The sequence below is a fragment of the Thalassolituus sp. genome, assembly GCF_984348125.1.
Genome location: NZ_CFHJLR010000012.1, coordinates 57,231 through 80,433 on the forward strand (window position 1 = coordinate 57,231; position 23,203 = coordinate 80,433).

Sequence of the window (23,203 nt, forward strand, 5' to 3'; positions counted from 1 at the left end):
ATCAACTGCCCGCCCCGTTCTGAGACTTCAGGTCTTCATTTCTACTTACTCACAGACTAGTCAGTTAAGTCACAAGAGACAACAAAAGCACCCATTCCCCAAAGCAGTTCTCTCTTTCAGGCCAGACTTGCTGGTGACCGTATATATGCCTTCGACTTAAGTGGCTTCGACTATTGGCTAATTCCGCTGCACAGATTTTGTGCACCATAGTGAAATTGCTCAAACAATAATCAGGAGAGTAAGCATGCGCAAAACACCCTTAATTCTGATGGCCGCAGCACTACCCATGGCTGTGAATGCTGCTAACACCGAGTTCAGCTTCGGCGGTTTCATTAAAATGGATGCCATGCTGAGTTCATATTCCGATGGCAACGTGAATGACGGACTGGGCAGGGAATTTTATGTTCCGTCTACCATCCAGCCTGGAGTCGAGCCAGACACGACAGAGCTTGATCTGACAGCCCGAACGTCGCGTTTCAACTTCAAAACTGTCACGGACGTCGGCAACGACAAATCCGTCACGACATTTATCGAGCTGGATTTTGAAGGTGCGGGCGGTAACGAGGTCGTTTCGAATTCCTACGGTCCACGCCTGCGCCATGCCTTTATCAAATACGACGGCTTACTCGTCGGTCAAACCTGGTCAAACTTTATGAATGTGGGCGCTCTCCCTGAGTCTGCTGACTTTATTGGCCCAAGTGAATCCACCGTATTTATCCGCCAATCTCAGGTGCGCTATACCATGGGCGACCTCGCGATTGCTCTGGAAAACCCGCAGACAACCGGTGCCGGCGATAGCGGTGACAACGGCATGATTCCGGATATCACTGCCAGCTACAAAATCAAAGCGGGCAACGCTGATCTCGTAGCTGCTGCTCTGGTGCGTCAACTAACCTACGACGGTGCTCTTGAAGACGACGACACCACAACTATCGGTTATGGCGTCAATCTGTCCGGTAAAGTAATGATCGGTAAAGACGATCTGAAATTCAGCGCAACCGCTGGTAGCGGTGTTGGCCGTTACGTTGGCTTGGGTGCCGTCGCGGATGCCTCTCTGGTAGGCGACGACCTCGAAGCCAGTGAAACAACCGCTGCATTTATTTCCTACCGTCACCACTGGAACAGCGAATGGCGCTCAAGTCTGATCTACGGCATGCTGTCCGCAGACTATGATGATGATGCAACCTTTACCAGTGCTCCTGTTACAGACGCATCCAGTGTACGCGTAAATGTCATGCGCTCCCCCGTTGCGAAACTGACCTACGGCGCGGAATTCAGTACAGCCACCGTAGAACGTGAAGGTGGCGACGAAGCCAGTATGAACCGTCTTTACTTTACCACTAAATACGCCTTCTGATTCGTCGGAATACCCCAGAAAAACGAAAGCCCGGCAAGTGCCGGGCTTTTTACATTATGTTACACCCAGTCTCCTTGCCGGATACCACTGGCAGGAAACCCCCCCCGATATTGCTGATTTACACTCACCTGACAAACAGTTCTCCGGAGTGGCCAATCCCGACAGAGCGATCTTAATGTGAGTTCCTCGCCGTTATTAGGATGATTTACGCAACAATAAGACCCAAACTGTCAGAATTACAACATAGCTACCACTCAGTTGTAGAGATCTTCGCCAACTAACTGTTTTTACGTATATTTCTCATTTAATTAACACTTTATCAGTTAATTGACGCGTAACATTACCGGCCTTAATATTACGCAAAATTTCGATTTGTGACGCAATTTAACCGGTGTGCAGTCATCGGCGAGTGCGTGACGCATAATATTGCTTGGGGAAGTAATCATTTGAATCTGGCTCTACCTGCTAGTATTTGCGGGCGGGTGTCTTGTGCCAACCATAACCAGAGCCGATGGATATCCGCTCTGGTTTTCTGCGTTATCACGATTCAGTTACTTTTCTTCAGCGCCCTCTCCCATGCGAAAGAGATAGAGCTGTATAAAAGCTATGCAGGCAACATTGCCTTTGCTCTGACCGGGGCCTCTCTGAGAGACGGCAGCTCATTCAACCAATGCCAGGCGTTGCAATCCTCCAGCGCCGCGTTACAGATTCCGGCTGGTAGTACCATTCGTGCCGCGTATCTTTACTGGTCGGGTTCAGGCCAGGCCGACAATACAGTGTCTCTGAACGGCGCCACAGTAAATGCGGGTGTCTCCTACAGTCTGGTTGTTGAAAACCGTAACTACTTCAGTGCCCGCGCGGATGTCAGTAATCGAATCAATGGTTCTGGTATCTATAGTGTTAGCGGTCTGACCTTCGATACCAGCCAGCCATACTGTGATGTCGCCAATGTCTATGGCGGCTGGGCGTTGTTGGTGGTGTATGAGAATACCAATGAGCCTCTGCGGGTGGTCAACCTGTTTGACGGCTTCCGCGATTACTGGGGTAGATCAATTACTCTTACCCCAAGCAACTTTATCGTCTCTGACAATCCTTCACTGAAACAAGGTCGCCACGGCCATATCACCTGGGAAGGTGACACAGGGAACTCTCAGACACTCAACGGTGTGTCCGAAGCTCTGATCTTCAACGGCAGCAACCTGACTGGTACGGGCAATCCCGCGGGCAATCAGTTTAACTCGTACTCCAATAGCACCAGCTCGAACACATCAGGGGTAGACCTTGATGTTTATCAGATTGGTAATTTCCTGCAGGCAGGCCAGACCAGCGTCACCACAACGTATTCCTCTGGTCAGGACAGGGTTTTCCTCAGCGCCGAAATCATCAGTATCCCGAATGAAGCTGTCAGCGATCTGGCGGTCGATATTCAGAGCTTCGATACCCTCGTATCCCGTGGCTCTGATATTACCTACAGCTTATCAGTAACAAACCAGGGGCCGAGTAATGAGCCTGCTGGAAGCGTCGTCACCATTCCCCTGGGCTCTGAGACCAGCTTCGTCAGTGCCGAAGGTACGAACTGGGGTTGCTCCGCAAACACCTCAGAAGTGACATGTACCTATAACTCACCTCTGACCATTAATACCACAACGCCACCGCTTTCCATGCTGCTGTCGACCTCAGGCAGTACCGCCAGCAGCGTCACGACGGAAGCCACAGTCAGCGGCGTCAATTTTGACAACAACCTGTTCGATAACACAGACGCGGTCAGCATCGATATTCAGGATGCGGATTTTTCTGCGTCTGTAAAAAGCGTCATCGATCTCAATGGTGGTCAGCTCTACCCCGGTGACACTCTCCGTTTCACCATTGACCTCATCAACAACAGCAGCTTCAACGCCAACAACGTGACGCTCACCGACAATATGCCGCAGTACATAAACGGCTTTAATGTTATCCGCCAGCCTGCGGGCAGTGTTAACAACAGCCAGCCAGCGACGGCGGGGGCTAATGGCACTGGCGTTGTGGTCATCAATAATATGTCGGTTGCCGCCAACGGCAGCGAAGAAATTGTTATAGATGCGACGGTCTCGGCCAGTGCGCCACAGGGTGCTGTAATCTCCAATATAGCAGTGGTTAGCTCGGGTTCTTCCGATACGCAAATCGCCGCTCCACCCATTACGGTGGCCTCGCAGAGCCTGAGCAATGGCGAAATCCTTCTGCGGGACAGCCTCGCGGGCAATCTGAATTACGAGTTATTAGGTGGCCATTTCCGTCAGGGTACGAATGGATGTCAGACTCCCCTGGCCTCGTCAAGCGATTCCATTACACTTCCCGCGGGAAGCAACGTCGAAGCTGCTTACCTGTATTGGTCCGGTTCGGGTAACGCCGACAACACGGCTACGTTGAATGGCGCTCAGGTCACTGCGGGCTATACGTACGAGCAGTCTTACGTCATCCCTGGACAACAGGGGCAAAGCTTTAATTCCATTTACTATAGTTCGCGCGCTAATGTCACCGGCTTGGTCAACGGCTCGGGCACATACACAGTCAGTGGTGTAAATTTCACGCGAGCACAGACCCCTTACTGCGATTATGCGACAGCATACGGTGGCTGGGCACTTCTGATTATCTATGAAAATGCCAGTGAGCCGCTACGTGTGGTTAACCTCTACGATGGCTTCCGCTCGTTCCGTGGGCAGTCGATTACATTAGCCCCCGATAATTTTATTATTTCGCAGAACGCCCAATCTCTCGGCGCGAAACACGCGCACATCACCTGGGAAGGCGACGATAGCAATTCACAAAGCTTCAATGGTCAGAATGAGGCTCTGGTATTCGAGGGCAATAGCCTCACCGATGGAGGTAATCCAACGAATAATCAGTTTAATTCGTTCTCGAATATCAAAGGTAACTCGCCGGGCGTCGATATTGATGACTTTCAGGTAGGACAATATCTAACGCCGGGTAACACCTCAGTAACAACCACCTACTCTTCCGGTCAGGATCTGGTTTTTCTTACTGCAGAAATCATCAGTGTACCGAATGAACCTGTCTCCGACCTCATACTGGATACCAGCGCACCTGCCCGCATATCCCGCGGAGCCGATGCAATCTATACCTTCACCGCGTCAAACAATGGTCCTTTGGACGCGCCTCAGGGAAGTGTCATCCGCATCCCACTGAATGACGGCCTGACGCTCGATAGTTACTCAGGTACTGACTGGAACTGTTCAGTCAGCGGCAGTGAGCTGCTGTGTACCTACAATCAGATTATCCCTGTCGGTAATCAAGCACCGCCCCTGACCGTTATTTTTGATACGTCGGCGACCACACAAAGCCAGATCAGTGGCAATGCCAGCCTTGAAGGCGTGAACTTCGACAACCGCCTGGCCAACAATACCAATGATCTTACTGTTCAGCTGCAGGACGCGAACCTGTCCTCATCAGTCAAAAGCGTGCTCGATCTCAATGGTGGTCAGGTCCTGCCCGGAGACACCCTGCGCTATACCATGAGTCTGTCGAACAGCAGTAACTTCAACGCGACCGCTGTGACTCTGACCGACCCGATGCCAGCGCTGATATCCTCATTCAGTGTGTTCAGCCGTCCAGGTGGTTCAATCAATAACAGTCAGCCTGCACCTGCTGGTGACAATAGCACTGGCATCGTCGAGATCAGTAACCTGACGATTCCTGCCGGGGCAACAGTGAATGTTGTCGTTGACGCTGTTATTTCCGCCGGGGCGCAAGACGGTGAGACCATTACCAACGTCGCGACTGTGGGTAATCCGGCGGTCAATTATCCGATGACCTCGCCCACAGTCACTATCAACAATGCCCTCGGCAACAGCGGTAATAAGCCCCTGTACCTGCAACCCGACAGTACCCTGACCCGGATTGCCGATACGTCAGGCGGTTTTCAGGTAGTGAATGATCAGCAGACGGTTCAATGGACCCTGACTCCGGCACTCCAGACCGATGTGGAACTGGATTACTCCAGCCCTATTCCGGTGACATTGCGCCTCGAGAACAACCTGACGGCAGGCCAGGGCAATAACAACGAATATCAGCACAACGTAACCGTCTCTCTGATCAGAGTAAGCAACGGGTCTTCAACAACCATTGCGTCAGATACCCAACAGGTGAGTCTGCTGACGGCAGCGAATACTGTCTCAAGTGATTCTGTGCGGACCTTCCAGTTTGATATGGCCGTCTCCAGCAACCAGCCTTTACTCGCTGGGGATGCCCTGCGTCTGGCTGTCACCCAGAGCCGGGTTGGCGGTTCTGCAGACTTCCCTCAGTACCGCAACCTCAGGGTCTACAGCTCTGATAATGGCGTTATTTCATTGGTGGCACTGACCTCTAACACAGTGATCAGTGTCGATCTTGTTGAGCTATACGATCAGGCCTACCCAGATGGCAGCCCTGTCAGTTCAATCAATCCTGGAACCGCATATTTTGTCCGTGCAGATGTCACTGACCCCTTTGGAGCCTACGACGTTACGAATACCCGCCTGACCATTAATGCTGCCAGTGGTGAGGTTCCCGTCAGCCTGGCTGTGATGTCCTCGGTGAATACCACGCCATCAACCGTGACAGTTGAGTACCCCTACACCACAGCATCCGACGCTCAGAGCGGCGACTGGTTGTTCACCGTCAGGGCTGATGAAGGCTACGAAGGCACCGTATTTAACGTACGGACGGTAACCGTCCCTCTGCTTCAACCGGCGCAGCTGACCATGAATAAATCGCTTCAGGTAACCAGTGACCCGATTAACGGCAGTGCCAACCCTAAGGCCATTCCAGGCGCTCTGATTGAGTATGAACTGGCGGTGACTAACACAGGTGAGGGTACCGCCGACACAGATACAGTCACCATTACTGACAGCTTACCGGCTGACACGGCTTTCTTCGTTGGTACTGACGCCAGTGTCAGCCCCATCACTCTGACAGAAGGCGCGACCGCCAGCACCCTGACCCTGAATTTTGAAAACCTGACATCGACTGCAGACGACATCGAGTTCTCAAACAACAACGGCACGACGTTTGACTACCAGCCAACGCCGGATGCCGAAGGTTTCGATCCGCTGATAACAGATATCCGAATCCGTCTCGGAGGCTCTATGCCGGGTACGGACGAAGACGGCAGTCCTGAATTCAGCATTTTTTATCAAGTAAAGGTCAACTAAGGAGATCCCTATGAAGACCATCAGTAAAATCGCCCTGCTGACTGCGGGCCTGGCTGCCTCTACGGCAACCTGGGCTGCAGGTACAGATGCAGGTTCAATCATTACCAACACCGCAACCGCTACCTTTGATGACCCGGCAACGGGCAACCCTGGCAGCACATCAGCAACAGCACCAGATATCACTGTTGCCGAGCTGATTAACGTTAACGTCACAGCCGAAAACACAGTACCGGTAGAAACTCAGCCGGGCGGTGCGAATCAGGTGCTGGAGTTTACCGTCACCAACACAGGTAACGGTACCGAAGCCTTCACCCTGACAGCAGCCAACCTGGCTGGTGATGACTTTGACGCTGAAAGCGTGACTGTTTACCTCGACAGCAACAACGACGGCGTGTTCAACACTGGCGATCAGGTAGTCACTGCTGACCTGGTACTGGACGCTGACGAGTCAGCCACCGTATTTATCGTGGGTAACATCCCAGGTACTGCGGCGACTGGCCAGCAAGCTGAACTTGAACTGACTGCGACATCAGCAACGCCGGGCGCTGCAACCGCTGCTCCGGGTACTCTGCTGCCAGGTCAGGGCACCAACACTCCAGCAGGCGCTGTGGTTGGTACTGCGGTTACCGATACAGACACAGGTACCTTCGTGGTTGGCACTCTGATCACTGATGCCTACATCGATCTGGATAAATCTATTGAGAGCCGCGTTGACCCATTCGGTGGCACGACTGACATCCCAGGCACCATCGTTACTTACCTGATTACTGCAACTGCGGTAAACGGCGACGTTAACAACCTGGTCGTGGCTGACTCCATTCCACTGTCTATGACGCTGGTAGCCGATTCCGTAACGATCGACGGTGCAGCAAAAACTGACCTTGCCGGTGACGACGAAGTCGACGTTGCAGGTTCTGACGTGTCAGTAACCCTGGGCACTCTGACTGAAAACACAACGGTAGAAATCCGCCTTCAGGCTGAAATCAACTGATATTGAGGTGACATATGCGCTTACTGACCACATTACTCCTGCTCCTGCCTTTGTCGGCATTTGCCACAGTCAGCCTGGAATCACAGCCCTATAAGGTGGTGATGGCTACCCAGGACGACGGAAGCGTGGCTGAAGAGTGGCTGGAAGCCGACAAAATCGCTCCTGGCGACAAAGTCGGCTACCGCATCACGTACGTCAACACCGGAAGCGAGCCGGTCAGTGGCGTCACCATCAAGAACCCTGTGCCGGAAAACACTGTTTACATCATGAACAGTGCCAACGGCGCAGGTACCTCCATCACCCTGTCGGTGGATGGTTCTCAGTTTGCTCCTGTGAGTGAGCTGAACGTATTGGAAAACGGCGAAATCCGCCCTGCCGGTGCGAAAGATATCCAAAGTATTCGCTGGATTGTTGATGCGCCTTTAGCGCCGTCTGCAACTGGCTTTGTCGAATTTCAGGTCCGGGTTAAGTAATCCCAGGCTGGAGGTGAAATATGAATAAGCACGTAAAACTGATCAGCCCCGTTGTACTGGCAACACTCAGTACAATGTCGTTTCAGGTTCACGCCGCCGGAACTGCTGCCGGGACCGAGGTCACTAACACGGCCATTCTGAACTACCAGATAAATGGAGTAGATCAGGATGCTGTTGAGGCTCAGGACGTTTTCAACGTCGACATCAAAGTCGACTATGCCCTGACGCGTCTGCTGACCACAGAACCCAATCAGACCTCTCTTGAGGCTGACAACGTAACCATTGCTGCGGTTCAGATTACCAACGATGGTAACTCGCCAACGTCGTTCACTGTGGCTGCTGGCAACGAAACAGGCACGACTCTTGACGTTAATGGCACCACTTACACGGATAACATCGATACCGGTACGACATACAGTTACTACGTTGATGATCCTGTAAATGGAACACCCGGAGTCCTTGACGCCGCCGATACCCTGCTCACCGGCCCGACGGCAGAAGTGCTAGCCGACGAGACAATTACTGTATTTATCACAGTACCGAAGGCGGAAATCGATGGCGCAGACAAAGATGTCGCTCTGACCACAGTCACGGTCAACGGTGTCGCTTCAACCATCGACGGAACGACATATCAGCTGGATACTGGCGACAACGATCCGACCAACGGTTCTGAAGACGACGCAGCGATCGCCAACGGTGCGACCAGCATCGAAGTGGTCTACGCCGACACCGACGCTGACAACCAGGAAATACTCACCGATGTGCTGCTTCTGGTATTCCCGAACCTTGAGGGGCTGGGCAACCTGACCAAAACATCGGCAATCATCAGTGATCCTCTGAACGGCACGGATAATCCAAAAGCCATTCCTGGCGCTGTAGTTGAGTACACCATCACTCTGACAAACACAGGTACCGCGGATGCGACCAATGTGGTCGTTACCGATGCGATTCCTGCTGATACCACCTACGTAGCAGACAGCCTGCTGGTCGCAATGGACGGTGCAACGACCCCGGTTGCTGTCGATGCGGCAATTGCAAGCTACGACGCTGGTACCGACACAGTCACCGTGAATCTGGGCACCGTCGATGGCGATGCTGACCCTGCGAATCAGGAAACCAACGTCATTACCTTCCAGGTAACGATTGACTGAAACGATGGTTAACCAGGTTAACTGACAGAAAATGTTAATGAGATCTCTGTTCCCGACACTGACAACCCGACTGCACCGGAGCGCCAAGCACGCTCTGGGCGTCCTGTTGTCTGTGTTGCTGGCACACTCCGCGCAGGCGGCAGTGACGCCAACCGGAACAGAGATCACTAACACGGTTATCGCGACCTATTCTGTCAACGCAGAAAGCTTTACCCGCAGTGACTCGGCCAGCCTGACGACTCAGGAAGTAAATCCGGGTCCTGTGGTTCCTACCCCAGCCAATATCCGTCTTGCTCATATTGATGACGACGGCACGCCATTAACTCTCAATGGCACCGACTATGGCGATGGGCAGGGTAACTTTACTCCGTATACCGGCTTTGAAGATGAAAATGGCAACACCATTAACTTCCCGGCCACCGTAAATATTTCGGATGATGAATTCGGTTACCGTGCAGGTGAGCCGGTCATCATCATTGTTGAAGATCAGGACAAGAACCTGAATCCCGCCCGTCCGGACACCATAGTTGTGACTATCACAACACCAGGCGGCAGTGATACCGAACAACTGACCCTTTTTGAAACCGGCGATAATACAGGTATTTTCGCTGCCGTCCTGCCGAGCCAGGATACCAATCAGGGCACACAGCCCTACGACGGTATTATTTCGGTGAAGACAGGCACAGAGCTTTCGGTAAGCTATACCGACCCGACCGACCCTGCCGACAGCGTTGCTGCTCAGACTCTGTTTAATCCGGTGTCCCGAGTATTCAGCTCCAGCGATGGCAGCCCGGTGAACGGTGTCAGCGTAACTCTGATGAATGCAGATACCGGACTACCAGCAACTGACAAGGTATTCTACGAAGACGGTGTAACGCCCTACCCTGTTACGGTTGTCAGCGGTCCGGCGGGTAATCTTCAGGCCAGTAGAATGCAGGCTGGCAGTGTACAGGCCACTGCGGTGAAACCCGAGTTTGCTGCCGGTCAGTTCTGGTTCCCGTACGTTGAAGACGGTAACTACTTCCTTGAAATCGAAGGCCCGGCCACCTTCCGGGTGCCTTCGGAAATTGATGACGAGACCCTGCGCGATACGCTCAACGGCCCGTTTGATGTCACAGGCATTTCGCGCGGCGAAACGTTCAGCGTTAACAATCAGGTATTCCGCACAGATATCGGTGCTGACCCGCTGGATAACAGCCTGCTGCTGAGCAAGCAGTCTGATTACAATGAAGCCGGCATTGGCGACAGCCTCAAGTTCACCATTAACCTCGTTAACAACGAAGTTGATGCTAGCGACGTCACTCTTGTCGACCAGCTGCCCGCCGGTCTTCGCTACATGGAAGGCTCTGCCCGCCTGAACAACGAGAAAGTCGACTTCGACCTCAGTCGTGACGGTCGCACCCTGACCCTGCCCATTGCCACCATCCAGGCCTTCGAGCGACTGCAACTGACCTATGTTGCGCAGGTCACAGCACTGGCGAAAGGTGAAGTGGTCAACCGGGTATCTCTGAACGACGATGTACTGGTCGCAAACGATGCCAGCGCTAAGGTCATTATCCGCGATGAATTCTTCAAAGATACGGCCCGCCTGTTCGGTCGTATTTACCTTGATGATTGTGAAGGCAACCAGGCCTCGGTCGACGGTGTCCCGGATATCCGCCTGTTTATGGAAGACGGCACCTATGTCGTGTCAGATGAAAATGGCGAATGGCACATCGAAGACGTCACTCCGGGCACCCACGTTGTGCAGATGGACACGGCCACCATCCCGCCATACATGGAACTGATGGAGTGTCCGCAGCGCGGCTTCCACGCTGGTCGCAGCTACAGCCAGTTCGTTGATGTGCAGCCGGGTAGCTTCTGGCGCGTTGATTTCTTCCTGAAGATGCGCGAACCGGAAGTCGGCGAAATTCGCCAACAACTTGACCACGCTCTGCTGCCATTCACAGCGGAAGAAATAAACGAGCGTCCATACGCATCACCGGTTGACCATAAGGTACGTTACCGCTTTACACTGGATGGCAACGGCCTGCCCCTGCAGAATGTGACAGGCATGATTTCGCTACCAGAGGGCCTTGTATACGAAACTGGCTCAAGCACACTGGATGGCCGGGCGATTGAAGACCCGACGGTCACTTACGGTACTCTCGTTTACCGTCTGAACGACAAACCTGAAGAATGGCAGAACGTCATTGAGTTCAATGCGTACATCAGTGACCGCGCTCCCATGGGTGAACTCATCACTCGTGCGGTCACCCGCTTCCAGGCAGATGCTCAGTCTCCGCAACAGATTCAGCCGGTCAGCACCTCAATCAAGCTGGTGCTGCCGCCGAAAGAAGAAAACGTGAAACCTGTCGTACCGCCAAAGTTTGCCAACTTCTCAGACATTCTGACGGAAGAAGATAAGCTGAACCTGGTGAATGTGATTGAAGCACTGGATGGTCTCGGCAACCTCGAACTCAAAGTGATTGGCCACACCGACAGCTCACGGATTTCCAGCCGCGTGCAGCATATCTTTGCCAATAACCAGGTGCTGTCTGAAGCGCGTGCTGACTCGGTCGCGGATTTCCTCGCCAATGAACTGGGTATTCCACGCTCACAAATCATCGCTGAGGGGCGAGGGCCTTCTGAACCTGTTGCTTCAAACCGAACCGCCGAAGGCCGCGCACAGAACCGACGTGTTGAAGTGAAAGTCCTCAACGCTGATGCAGTGGTTGATCTGGCGAGTGCTGGCAGTGATGTTCAGGTCGCTAAAGTACAATCCCTGATTCCCGGACTTACCGGCCTATTAGCCACAGCAGCAGGTAATCCAGCACGCCTGCCATCCGAAATGGCCATCCCTGAATATGACGAAAACTGGTTCCGTACCGCGCCGGATGAAGCTCAGTGGATCTGGCCACCTCTGGATCGCAGCCCATCAATCAGCTCAACCAAGATTGCGGTATCTCATTCCAAGAAACAACGCGCCACACTGACGTTGAACGGTAAACCTGTGAGTGCCCTGAACTTCGACGGCAACACCAGTAGTAAAACCCGCGATCTGGTGATCAGCCAATGGCGTGGTGTTGACCTGATGTCTGGCCCTAACCATTTCGAAGTGACAGTGATGGATACGGCCGGTCGTGTCGTCAAACGTATCAAGAAAACCGTGCACTTTGCCGAAGCGCCAGCCAAGGCCGAGTTTATAAAAGACGAAAGCATGCTGGTCGCCGACGGTATTAATCCACCTGTCGTAGCCGTGCGCCTGACTGACAAAGAAGGCTTCCCGATTCGCGCTAACGTTCAGGGTCAGGTCGAAATCCTTGAGCCATACACTCTCTATAGTGAACAACGCGAACAAGAGATCAGTCCGCTGACCGACATGCAGAAACCTGCCTATCAGGTTGGTCAGGATGGTATTGCACATATTCGTCTGGCCCCGACTTTCCGCTCGGGAGAGGTGGTCATGCGCTTCAAGCACAGCAATGGTCAGACCGACGAAATCCGCGCCTGGCTGAAGCCAAAAGAACGTGAATGGATCTTTGTGGGTCTGGGTGATCTGGCCGTCGGCTATAACGCCAATGGTGGCAACAGTGACTCAATGAAAGCCGCCGGGGTTGATGACAACATTTACCACGACGGGCGTCTGGCCTTCTTCGCTCAGGGTCAGGTTCTGGGCGAGTGGCTGGTCACTGCAGCGTACGACTCGGGCAAAGAAGACGCCGAGCCTTTCGCGCGCCTCATTGAGCCAGACCGGTATTACACCCTCTACGGTGACGCCAGCCAGCAGCAACTCGATGCCAGCTCAGCCCGTAAACTGTATGTCCGGGTTGAAAAAGAGCGTTTCTACACAGTATTTGGTGATATCGACACCAACCTGACCGTCACGGAGCTTGGCCGCTACAGTCGTAAACTGACCGGTATCCAGACCGTGTATCAGGGCGACATTGCTGAATTCTCCGGTTTCGTCAGCCAGACGGATCAGGGCTTTATGCGTGAGGAGATTCAGGGGGATGGTACTTCTGGTCTGTATCGCCTGAAAAATCAGCAGCTGGTACTCAACAGCGAGCAGGTTCGCCTGATCGTCCGTGACCGTTACCGCAGTGAGAACATTCTGTCGACCACCACCCTGACCCGTAACGTCGATTACGTAATCGATTACTCTGACGGCACGCTCTACTTCAAAGGGCCAGTCGCCAGCACCGATGACAGCTTTAACCCTCAGTACATCGTTGTCGAATACGAAGTCGAATCAGACGGAGACCTGGGCTACATCGCCGGTGGTCGCGCAGGCGTAAAGCTGCTTGACGATAAGGTTCGTGCCGGCGTGACGACGATTACGCAGAACCAGAGCGGAGACGACCGTCATCTGCGCGCTGCTGACGCGACGCTCAAACTCGGTAAAACCGAAGTCAAAGCCGAGATTGCTCAATCTGAAGAAGTGGTTTCCGGTAACACTGATACTGCGAACGCTCATCTGGTTGAAGTCTCTCACCGCGACGATAAATTTGATGCCCGTGCGTATATCCGCGAACAGGAAGATGGCTTTGGTCTGGACCAGACATCCGTCGGCGAAAATGACTTCCGCAAAGAAGGTATCGAAGGTAACTGGTACATCAATGATGATAACCGCCTGCAGGTCATGACCTTCCACCGTCTGGGTCTGACCACAGGCTTCGATAGCTATCAGGCTCAGACCGACTGGATTCACCGCCTGAGCGACAACCAACAGGTTTCTTTGGGCTTGATTGCAGCTCAGCAGGAGAGTCTGGATAACACCTTGTATACCGATCAGCTGAGCCTGGGCTATAGCCAGCGCGTCCTGAATAATAGACTGACCCTGAGCAGCCAGCTTCTGACAAATATCTCTGAACGCTCAGATGCTTACGATCGTATGCTGCTTGGCGCTGATTACCAGATTTCACGCAATTACAGTATTTTCGCCGAGCACGAAACCGGGTTCAGCGATGATGCGCCGGAGCGTTCTATTATGGGTATTCGCGCGACGCCTTGGGCCGGCGCACGCGCAGAACAAAGCATTGAACAGGTTGAAGTCGATGATAACTACCGTCTCTTTGCTGTATCTGGCTTAACTCAGGACTTCCTACTCAACGATAATTGGAGCCTGAGCGCTGGCTTTGAGCAATCCAAAGACCTTGAGAACAGCGTGCCGGTGGAAGATGCCACCACAGAAAACTTCCACGCAGTCCACGCAGGCTCGGCGTTCAGAACCGAGCAGTGGCAGTGGAACAACCGCCTCGAATACCGCAACGGCACGACCCTCGATAAGTGGGTAGCACGCAGTAATCTGTATCATCCGCTGAACGATGCGCTGGCGGCGGGCGGCAGCGTCGACTGGTTCAATGAATCAGGCACTGAGTACTACGCAAACCAACTCGACCTGCGTTTTGATCTGGCCCTGCGCCCTCGCGTAAACCCGTATGCATTGCTGTGGCAGACGCGCTGGGTTCAGGACACCATCGGCGGTATCGGTGCCCCTGACCGTACCCGCAAACTGATTAACAATGCGCACCTGAACTGGATGATTACCGGCCGCGATCAGCTCGCTGGGCAATATGGCATCAAGCGTGTTCTTAACCAATACGATGGCGATAATTACGCCTCGACCACCGATTTCATGGCCGCAGAATGGCGCCACCACCTGACAGACCGCTGGGATGTCGGTGCCCATGGTCGCCGTCTACACGCCTACGAAGCAGGCCAGGTAAGCCACGGCGCAGGCCTCTCCGTTGGCTTTATTCCAGCCACTAACACCTGGGTTGGCGTGGGCTATAACTTCACGGGCTTCATCGACAGCGACTTCTCTGCCGCGAACTTCACCGCACAGGGTGTCTACCTGAAACTGCGCTTCAAAGCCGACCAGGATTCTCTGGCAGCCATGCGCGCCGCCTTCCGTTAATACGCCTCACACCCGTCAGGGACTTCAATGGGTGTGACGCAGGTCTCATAAGACACCTCTAATCAGGCCATCTTTTCTGTTTTAATAGCCGCATGCGTAAACAGCTACAGGAAAGATGATGACGCCGCGTGACCGCCTGATTGATGAACATGGACAACCTCTTTTTGGGCGCTTTGACACCCCTGTCAGCGATATAAATTTTCGCGACTACAAGCTGCGCACCCCGATGGGAAAGCCAATCCTGCCGAAAAAGCGCGACCAGCACTTTAATCAGTTCCAGTTTGTTTCTATTTCTGCAGATCCTTTGTTCATCGGTCTGGCTATTGTGCGCCTTCGTTTCGCCAGTCATGCCTTTCTGTATTTGTATGATCAGTCAGCAGAACGCTGGAAAGAATATCGGTTCACGCGCCCCTTCCGTCGTGGACTTCGTTTCGGGCAGCAACCTAATCAGGACATCGTCAGCTTCGTAAAAGGCCGCAACCGACTGACCATAAAAGCCAGTAACCGACCCGGCGTGCGACAGGTGCGCGTCAGTATGGCCGATGGCACCAGTATTCGGGCCAGTATCGATGAGAGCACGCATTACCTCCCGATGTCGGTCTGTACCCGCACCGGCTTCAGTGGCTGGACATATACCCAGAAAAGCAATGCTCGGGTGTGTCAGGGTGAAGTGCAGTGGCAAGGTCGCACCTATAATCTCGAATCACTTCGGGCACTGGCCGGTGTCGACTGGACAGGTGGCTACATGCGCCATGAAACCAGCTGGAACTGGGCCAGTATTTCCGGGCGCCTGAACGATCAACGTAAGATCGGGCTGAACCTGTCTGCTGGCGTGAACGAAACTGGCTTCAGTGAAAATACGCTATGGATAGATGGGGTACCGACGGTCATGCCCGGCGTCCATTTTCAGTTTAACCGAGAAGATACAGACTCTGGCTGGTCAGTCACATCACACGACAACAGCGTACGTCTCCACTTCGATCCGGTAGTGAATTATCACGATCACACGAACGCCCTCATCGCCGCCAGTAACTTCCGCCAGTACCTGGGCAGATACAGCGGTGAGATCGACCTTCCCCACGAGACCATCCATATCGACAATCTCTGGGGACTGGCCGAAGACCATTACGCGCGCTGGTAATGATCTTTGCTTGTTCTATCTGGCTTTGTGGCTTTGTTATTCGCCGCTGACCTGCTCTGAGATAGTCACCTGAATGGCCTCAGAGCCTCTGGTCGGAACATTAAAGACCTGCCCCTGCCAGTCTCCCGCCTGAGCCATTGGCTGGCCGGATAGAGAAACTCGGGCAGTAATGGTCACCTCATCAACGTCACCAATACTGGCGCCTGCTGCCATCGCCATCGAGTTATCCAGCACGACCGTGGTCGGCAACTGGGAAACCACAAGACGCTGAACTGCGAGTGGCATCGGCGGCCCATCCAGCTTACGCGCCAGAACAAATACGGTCGCATTGACTGGCACCTGCTGACGAACGTCGTCTGCCAGCGCAACGGACACTTCAACTCGCGCAGGGACCATCCAGCTCAGGTCAACACGAGTGCCCTGCTCTTCCAAGACTTCAGCAGCGCGACCAATACCATTAGCAATGGTTCGGGCTTCCATACTGCCTTCCGGCAACTGTATCCAGAGAGCCTTCCAGTGTTCGATGGCTTGCTGATAATTACCCAGCTCATAAGCCATGATCCCGGCTAAACCCAGCGGTTTACGCTGCCCTGGCGCCAGTGCCAGCGCTTCTTTCAGGGTATTGTAGAGCTCATCCGTAGCCTGCTGCCCAGTCGAGAAGAAGCGCGCCTGAACCATTGACGTCATGATGGCCGCCCGGTCCTGCACCTGTTCATCCGGAAGCTTGGTCAGCAGATTTTCGTAGGCTTCTGCCGCTTCGGCAAAACGTGCTTCTGCTTCCAGTAGCCGCCCTCTCAGAAACGCCCACTCCAGATTCTCGGGGTCACGAGCACCGGCAGAATCAAGTCGCTTCTCCAATTCTTTGTATTCGGTTTCAGATAGCTCTGACGTTGCCGAGTATTCCAGTAGCTGTGTCGCCCGGACTTCGTTGCCAGCCCCCCAGCTCATGTACAGTGAGTAGGTCGCCGCAAGAGACAGAAGAATCAGAAATGATGTGAAGGCAAAACGCGCAGCCTTACCCGGCCCGGTGTGAAATCCTGCCGCTTTGTCCGCAGCAGCCAGCAGCTCCCGGTCCAGCTCAAGCATCATAGCCTTACGGTCGTCTTCACTGATGTCCATCGCCTCGACGTCAGCTACCCGCTCTTTATAGAGTCTCAGGTTTTCCTGAGCCTGTAGTTTACCGGGGGTTGCCGCTTCAGCCTGAGCATTTCGAATGGCTGGGTATAACAGCACCAGCAGAAGTACAACCAACAGGCCGATCAGACCAGTAATCATTTGTTTTCCTCATCGAGACTGGATTTCAACGCTTCGAGGCGGGCCCGCTCTTCCGCAGACAACTCGGCAACGGGCTGAGCCTGCTGACGTCGCAACAGCGCCAGCAGCAGAATTCCGGAGAGCAAAAGAAGCGCAGGGCCTCCCCACAACAGCAGAGTATCCAACCGGAATGGTGGCTTATAACGAACGAAATCACCGTAGCGATCAACCAGATAAGTCACGACTTCATCGTCAGACTTACCTTCCTGCATCAGCTCATACACCTTGTCCCGGAGATCCGCAGCGACCGGCGCATTGGAATCGGCCAGGTTCTGGTTCTGACACTTAGGGCAACGCAGATCTTCTGCAAGCTGCTCAAACCGTGCTGCATCTTCCGGGTCCTGAAACAGATACTTGTGCCCATCAATCACCGACCATGAAGGCAATGCAATCAGGCACAACAACCAAAGACAGTGTTTCATTGCATCTCTCCGAATTGTTTACCCAGAGATTCCCAGACCACAGGGTTCAGGTCGCCAATGTGCTTACCGCGGATAATGCCTTCTGAATCAATCAGAAAGGTTTCAGGAGCGCCATACACGCCCAGCTCGAGGCCAAGCTTTCCCTGAGGATCAGACAGGTTGTATGCATAGGGATTGCCGTAAGCCTTGAGCCAGTCCCGTGCTTTCATCACATCATCCTTGTAATTAATTCCGATGATGCGGATGCCCTGCTCTGCCAGCTCATTCAGAAAGGCGTGCTCGGCTTTGCATGTCGGGCACCAGGTTGCCCACACATTCACCAGGGCCGGTTGCCCCTGCAGATCTTTCGTTGTCAGGGTTCTGCCGTCTTCGACGACACCCAGCTCGAATTCCGGAAATGGCTTACCGATAAGCGGTGACGGCAGACTGGTTTTATCTTCGATACCCAGGCCAACCCAGAAGACCAACCCCATCAGAGCGAAGATGACCAGCGGGATAAATAGCAGCAGACGGTTCATGCCAGCTTCTCCTTTTTCTGACGACGGCGGTAACGCTTATCCAGCACGGCCATAAAGCCACCGAGCGACATAAAGATAGCGCCCAGCCATACCCAACGCATGTAAGGTTTAACCTGTAGACGCATCCCCCAGGCGTCACCTTCCAGGGCTTCACCCATAGAGATGTAAACATCACGGAACAGAGTGACGTCTATCGCAGCCTCGGTCATAACGCTGCCTCGGGCGTGATAACGGCGCTTTTCCGCAGTCAGCACTTCAATATTCTTACCTTCTTTATAGAGGTTGAAACGCGTCGCTTGCGATGTGTAGTTAGGCCCATCTATCGTTCCGGCTTCAGTAAATTCGAACTGATAATCACCCAGAGTTTCTACCTGCCCCGGTACCATGCGCACCGATTTATCGATGCTGTAATTGGACACCATAGTGACGCCGATAATCGTCACAGCAACACCCACGTGAGCGATCACCATGCCCAGATAACTCACACCGAGTGAAGGTATTTTGCCTAAACGGCCTCTCGATTTTTTCCACACATCGGCACAGGTTGCAAAGATCAGCCAGAAAGAGATACCCAGCCCAAGAACCACACTGCCGTTCACAGCCTCAGACAGCAGCAGCGCCACAACAATCGCGAACACGATGGCCAGAACGCCTGCGATCCAAAGCTGGCCGCCGAGTCGACTGACACGATCGGACTTCCAGCGGGTCATAGCACCCACGCCCATCAATAGCGCCAGCGCCACGGTCAAAGGAACAAACATGGTATTGAACCAGGCCGCGCCTACCGACAGCTTACCCAGCCCCATAAAATCGTACACCAGCGGGTACAGTGTGCCGGTCAGTACCGCCAGAGCCATCACCACCAGCAACAGGTTGTTGACCAGCAGTGCGGTCTCCCGCGAGACAACGTCATACCGCCCCACCGAGGCGACGGTCGGCGCCTTGAGCGCGTAAAGCAGCAAGGAGCCGCCAACACATATCCCTAACAAGGCAAGAATGAATACGCCCCGCTCCGGGTCGGATGCGAATGCATGCACCGACGTAAGAACGCCAGAACGCACCAGAAAAGTCCCCAACAGACTCAGAGAGAAGGCAAAAATCGCAAGCAGCACCGTCCAGCTTTTAAACAGACCACGCTTTTCTGTCACAGCAAGAGAGTGCAGTAACGCCGTTGCTACCAGCCAGGGCATAAGCGATGCATTCTCTACCGGGTCCCAGAACCACCAGCCGCCCCAGCCGAGTTCGTAGTACGCCCACCAGCTTCCCAGAGCAATACCGACGGTCAGAAAGATCCAGGCAGCCGTGGTCCATGGGCGTGACCAGCGTGCCCAGGCAGCATCAAGGCGGCCGCTCATAAGTGCTGCGAGTGCGAAAGCGAACGCAACCGACAGACCCACATAGCCCATATACAGTGTCGGTGGGTGTACGATCAGACCAAAATCCTGCAGCAGCGGATTCAGGTCAGCACCGTCCTGCGGCGGGCTTGGCAGAATACGCGCAAAGGGGTTGGAGGTTTCCAGGGTAAACAGGATAAAGCCAACCGATACCATCCCCATGATCGACAGCACACGCGCAACCATATCCAATGGCAGTGAGCGACTGAGTAAAGCAACGGCCACGCCCCACAGGCCCAGCATAGTGACCCACAGCAGCAGCGAGCCCTCGTGAGCCCCCCAGACGGCACTGATTTTATAAGGCGTAGGCAGCAGGCTATTGCTGTTAGCGGCCACGTAAGCAACCGAAAAATCATCCATCACGAAACTGGTCGCCAGTAATACCAGACTGATCACCAGAAACAGCGCCTGACCGACGGCCAGTGGGCGCGCATAGCCCATCAACCAGAGCTGTCCACGGTTCACACCGAACAGTGGAACGATGACCTGCAGGACGGCCATAATGAAGGCCAGTATCAGTGCAAACTGCCCGATCTCCGGCAGATGAAGCATTGCGGTATTCAGCATCAGTAGCTTGCCTCCTTGGCCGCCGCTTCCATCTGAGCTTTACCGTCCTGATGGGCTTGCTCCAGCGCTGCCTGAACTTCAGGCGGCATGTAATTTTCATCGTGTTTCGCCAGGACTTCTGAAGCGACAAACAATCCTTCTGTGTTCACCTCGCCCAAGGCCACAATCCCCTGACCTTCACGGAACAGGTCCGGCAGGATACCGTCATAGAAAACAGGCACTTCAGACTGACCATCGGTCACACGGAAGGTAACCCCAAGCCCCTGCTGATCACGTTCAACGCTTCCTTCAACGACCAGACCACCCGCACGAATCGTGCGACCCGGAGGCACTTCACCGTTAGCAATCTGAGTCGGCGTCTGAAACAGATTGATGTTCTGTGACAGTGAATACATGGCCAGCCCGACCGCAGATGCTACAGCCAGAACCAGAAACAGAATCAGATGCAGACGTTTTTTACGCTGAGGGTGCATTACGCTTCTCCCGACGCAGACGCTGGGCCTGCTCTTTCAGTAAACGACGGCGATGCAGAATCGGCTGCATCACAACAAAGGCGATGATCACGGCGGTCAGTCCGTACGAAAGCCAGACATAAAAGCCGTGCTTTCCCATCGCGATAAATTCAGCTAACGAAGAAAATTCCATCAGGACTCCAGAATCTTTCGAACCCACTGGCGTTTACGCTCATGCCAGAGGATTTCGTTACGTGTACGCAAAATGACAACCAGTGCGAAAAACAGATAAGTACTGACAATCATGATCAGCAATGGCCAGAGCATATCCGGGTGCATGGACGGTTTCTCGGTCAACTTGAGGGTGGCTGGCTGATGCAGCGTGTTCCACCACTCCACCGAATACTTAATTATCGGAATATTCACCAGACCGACCAGCGCGAGAATAGCGCCCGCCTTGTATGACGCTTCCTCTGAATCCATCGCCTGCTGCAGCGCCATCACGCCGAAGTAAAGAAACAGCAGCATCAACATAGACGTCAGGCGCGCATCCCAGACCCACCAGGTGCCCCAGGTCGGTTTACCCCAGATAGCCCCCGTCAACAGCGCGATCAGGCAGAATGCCGCACCGACAGGCGCAATCACCTTCGCCACCCATGCCGCCATTTTCATGCGCCAGATCAGATACACCGCACCGGCAACCGCCATCATCATATAGGCACTCTGAGCCAACAGAGCCGCAGGTACATGGATGTAGATAATTCTGAAGCTATCGCCTTGCTGATAATCTGCAGGCGCGTACAACAAACCAAGCACCAGACCGACAATCGCCGAGCCACCTGCCGCTAACGCTAGCCAGAAGATCCAGCGCTCGGTCATTTCATAGAACCACTTAGGTGATCCGAGTCGATGATAGAGTCGTACAAGCCACTGCCACATATTCAGTTACCGCGATAAATTCAGTTTTAAGGCTGCACCAGCAGCAAAAGGGGTTAATGCGAGAGCCAGCGCTAACATGGCCCCCAACATAGCAACCTGGCCATTGTAAGCCATTCCGATCCCGGCGTGATAAACCGCACTGGCTGCAAAGATCAGCACAGGGACGTACAGAGGCAGAATCAACAGCGTCAGTAACAGGCCGCCGCTTCTCAGACTGGCAGTCAGCGCGGCCCCGACGGCGCCCAGCAGACTCAAAACCGGAGTACCCACTGCCAGACTGATAAACAAGGCGAAATAGGCGTGCTCCGGCAGATGCAGCATCACACCTAATAAAGGCGACATCAGAGTCAGAGGCAGGCCGCTGATGCACCAGTGCACCAAGGCTTTTCCAAGCGACATCGCATACAGAGATTCACCCGATGCCAGCCATTGCTCCAGTGAACCGTCTTCAACGTCCGCACGATACAGGGAGTCTAACGACAACAGCGTCGCCAACAAGGCGGCTACCCAGATCACGCCGCCCGCGATTTTTGAGAGAAACTCAGGATTCGGGTCGACCGCCATCGGAAACAAAGCCGCGACCATCAGGAAAAACATCAGCGGGTTTGCCCACTCACCAGGGTTTCTGGCAGCCAGCAAGAGGTCTCGACGAACCGTAGCCCGAACCAGGCTCATGCGACACCTCCGAGCTCTATCCGGCGTAATCCCGGAATACCCTCCAGCGCGTGATGGCTGGTGATGATCACAGCACCACCGTTCGATACGTGAGACTGCAGTTCGCGCTCAAGCCATGAAACACCGTCCTTATCCAGAGCGGTAAAAGGTTCGTCCAATATCCAGAGTGGGGCCTTGCTGACTTTTAAACGTGCGAGCGCAACACGGCGTTGCTGACCGGCCGAGAGTTGCAGGCAGGGAGTATGCTCGTAACCCGCCAACGCGACCTGTTCGAGAGCGTCCCAGAGTTCCTCTTCCGATGCTTTATCCTGCGCGGTCAACCAACGTAGATTCTCGAGTGCGGTCAGGGATTTTTTTACCGCGGACAGATGTCCCATATACAAGCGGTGATGGGCATACTCAGAGTACACCGTCGTCATAGGCGCATTGTGCCAGAGCAGTTGCCCATTGAAATCGCGGTTCAGCCCGGCCAGCAACCTCAGTAACGTCGTTTTACCGGCACCATTAGGACCTGCCAGCTGGATCAGCTCACCATCTGAGATACTCAGCGACAGCCCTTCGAAAAGGACACGGTCATCACGCTCGCAATAGAGTTCGCTCGCGCTGAGTAATGTTTGCTGGGCGCCCTGCTGTGGCGTCATCAGAACCTCGATTTCCGGGCCATACTATGGCCAAATAAGTGAAGCGCCAGCGAGTCATCAATAAATCTGGCGCACGCATTATA

Annotated in this window: 16 protein-coding genes; 7 read left to right on the plus strand and 9 right to left on the minus strand. The window is 53.9% G+C overall.

Translation table 11 applies throughout. The features are described from left to right. Positions 1-244: 244 nt before the first annotated feature. The 7 genes from AC5E51_RS10075 to AC5E51_RS10105 all read left to right on the plus strand — a co-directional run bounded on the left by AC5E51_RS10075 (position 245) and on the right by AC5E51_RS10105 (position 16,198). A complete protein-coding gene (locus tag AC5E51_RS10075; RefSeq protein ID WP_301378139.1) occupies positions 245-1,357 on the plus strand; it encodes a DcaP family trimeric outer membrane transporter in 1,113 nt (370 codons plus the stop codon). 413 nt (positions 1,358-1,770) lie between these two features. Next, entirely contained in the window at positions 1,771-6,543 is a 4,773-nt protein-coding gene (locus AC5E51_RS10080; RefSeq protein WP_301180010.1) for a hypothetical protein, read from the plus strand. 10 nt (positions 6,544-6,553) lie between these two features. Then, positions 6,554-7,534 (plus strand): hypothetical protein, encoded by a 981-nt coding sequence (locus AC5E51_RS10085; RefSeq protein WP_301180011.1) that lies wholly within the window; start codon positions 6,554-6,556, stop codon positions 7,532-7,534. Positions 7,535-7,548: 14 nt separating this feature from the next. Beyond that, positions 7,549-8,007 carry a hypothetical protein gene (locus AC5E51_RS10090; RefSeq protein ID WP_301378141.1) on the plus strand — a complete coding sequence of 153 codons (459 nt, stop codon included), beginning with the start codon at positions 7,549-7,551 and terminating at the stop codon, positions 8,005-8,007. A gap of 20 nt (positions 8,008-8,027) precedes the next feature. Then, positions 8,028-9,158 carry a DUF11 domain-containing protein gene (locus tag AC5E51_RS10095; RefSeq protein WP_301180012.1) on the plus strand — a complete coding sequence of 377 codons (1,131 nt, stop codon included), beginning with the start codon at positions 8,028-8,030 and terminating at the stop codon, positions 9,156-9,158. 37 nt (positions 9,159-9,195) lie between these two features. After that, positions 9,196-15,057 carry an OmpA family protein gene (locus AC5E51_RS10100; protein ID WP_301378142.1) on the plus strand — a complete coding sequence of 1,954 codons (5,862 nt, stop codon included), beginning with the start codon at positions 9,196-9,198 and terminating at the stop codon, positions 15,055-15,057. 118 nt (positions 15,058-15,175) lie between these two features. Then, on the plus strand, positions 15,176-16,198 hold the full coding sequence (locus AC5E51_RS10105) for a DUF2804 domain-containing protein (protein ID WP_301378143.1): 1,023 nt from the start codon (positions 15,176-15,178) through the stop codon (positions 16,196-16,198). Between the two features lie 36 nt (positions 16,199-16,234). On the opposite strand, the gene ccmI is transcribed toward AC5E51_RS10105, so the two are convergent. From ccmI to ccmA, 9 genes are read right to left on the minus strand one after another with little or no spacing between them, the layout of a single operon-like run. Beyond that, positions 16,235-17,473 carry a c-type cytochrome biogenesis protein CcmI gene (ccmI, locus tag AC5E51_RS10110; RefSeq protein WP_301378144.1) on the minus strand — a complete coding sequence of 413 codons (1,239 nt, stop codon included), beginning with the start codon at positions 17,471-17,473 and terminating at the stop codon, positions 16,235-16,237. Further along, the gene (locus AC5E51_RS10115) at positions 17,470-17,934 is read right to left on the minus strand and encodes a cytochrome c-type biogenesis protein (protein WP_301378145.1); all 465 of its coding nucleotides are present in this window, start codon (positions 17,932-17,934) and stop codon (positions 17,470-17,472) included. The genes ccmI and AC5E51_RS10115 overlap by 4 nt, the downstream gene beginning before the upstream one ends. Beyond that, entirely contained in the window at positions 17,931-18,452 is a 522-nt protein-coding gene (locus AC5E51_RS10120; protein ID WP_068437540.1) for a DsbE family thiol:disulfide interchange protein, read from the minus strand. The genes AC5E51_RS10115 and AC5E51_RS10120 overlap by 4 nt, the downstream gene beginning before the upstream one ends. Continuing rightward, the gene (locus AC5E51_RS10125; protein ID WP_491778529.1) at positions 18,449-20,413 is read right to left on the minus strand and encodes a heme lyase CcmF/NrfE family subunit; all 1,965 of its coding nucleotides are present in this window, start codon (positions 20,411-20,413) and stop codon (positions 18,449-18,451) included. Before AC5E51_RS10125 ends, AC5E51_RS10120 begins: the two co-directional genes overlap by 4 nt. Then, positions 20,413-20,886 carry a cytochrome c maturation protein CcmE gene (ccmE, locus tag AC5E51_RS10130; protein ID WP_068443654.1) on the minus strand — a complete coding sequence of 158 codons (474 nt, stop codon included), beginning with the start codon at positions 20,884-20,886 and terminating at the stop codon, positions 20,413-20,415. Before ccmE ends, AC5E51_RS10125 begins: the two co-directional genes overlap by 1 nt. Beyond that, on the minus strand, positions 20,870-21,058 hold the full coding sequence (gene ccmD, locus AC5E51_RS10135; RefSeq protein ID WP_068443651.1) for a heme exporter protein CcmD: 189 nt from the start codon (positions 21,056-21,058) through the stop codon (positions 20,870-20,872). The genes ccmE and ccmD overlap by 17 nt, the downstream gene beginning before the upstream one ends. Continuing rightward, on the minus strand, positions 21,058-21,804 hold the full coding sequence (locus AC5E51_RS10140; RefSeq protein ID WP_491222620.1) for a heme ABC transporter permease: 747 nt from the start codon (positions 21,802-21,804) through the stop codon (positions 21,058-21,060). The genes ccmD and AC5E51_RS10140 overlap by 1 nt, the downstream gene beginning before the upstream one ends. Before the next feature lie 6 nt (positions 21,805-21,810). Beyond that, entirely contained in the window at positions 21,811-22,479 is a 669-nt protein-coding gene (gene ccmB / locus AC5E51_RS10145; RefSeq protein WP_068435549.1) for a heme exporter protein CcmB, read from the minus strand. Continuing rightward, positions 22,476-23,120: a cytochrome c biogenesis heme-transporting ATPase CcmA gene (gene ccmA / locus AC5E51_RS10150; protein WP_068443647.1), complete on the minus strand. Its 645-nt coding sequence runs from the start codon at positions 23,118-23,120 to the stop codon at positions 22,476-22,478. The genes ccmB and ccmA overlap by 4 nt, the downstream gene beginning before the upstream one ends. Positions 23,121-23,203 lie beyond the last annotated feature (83 nt).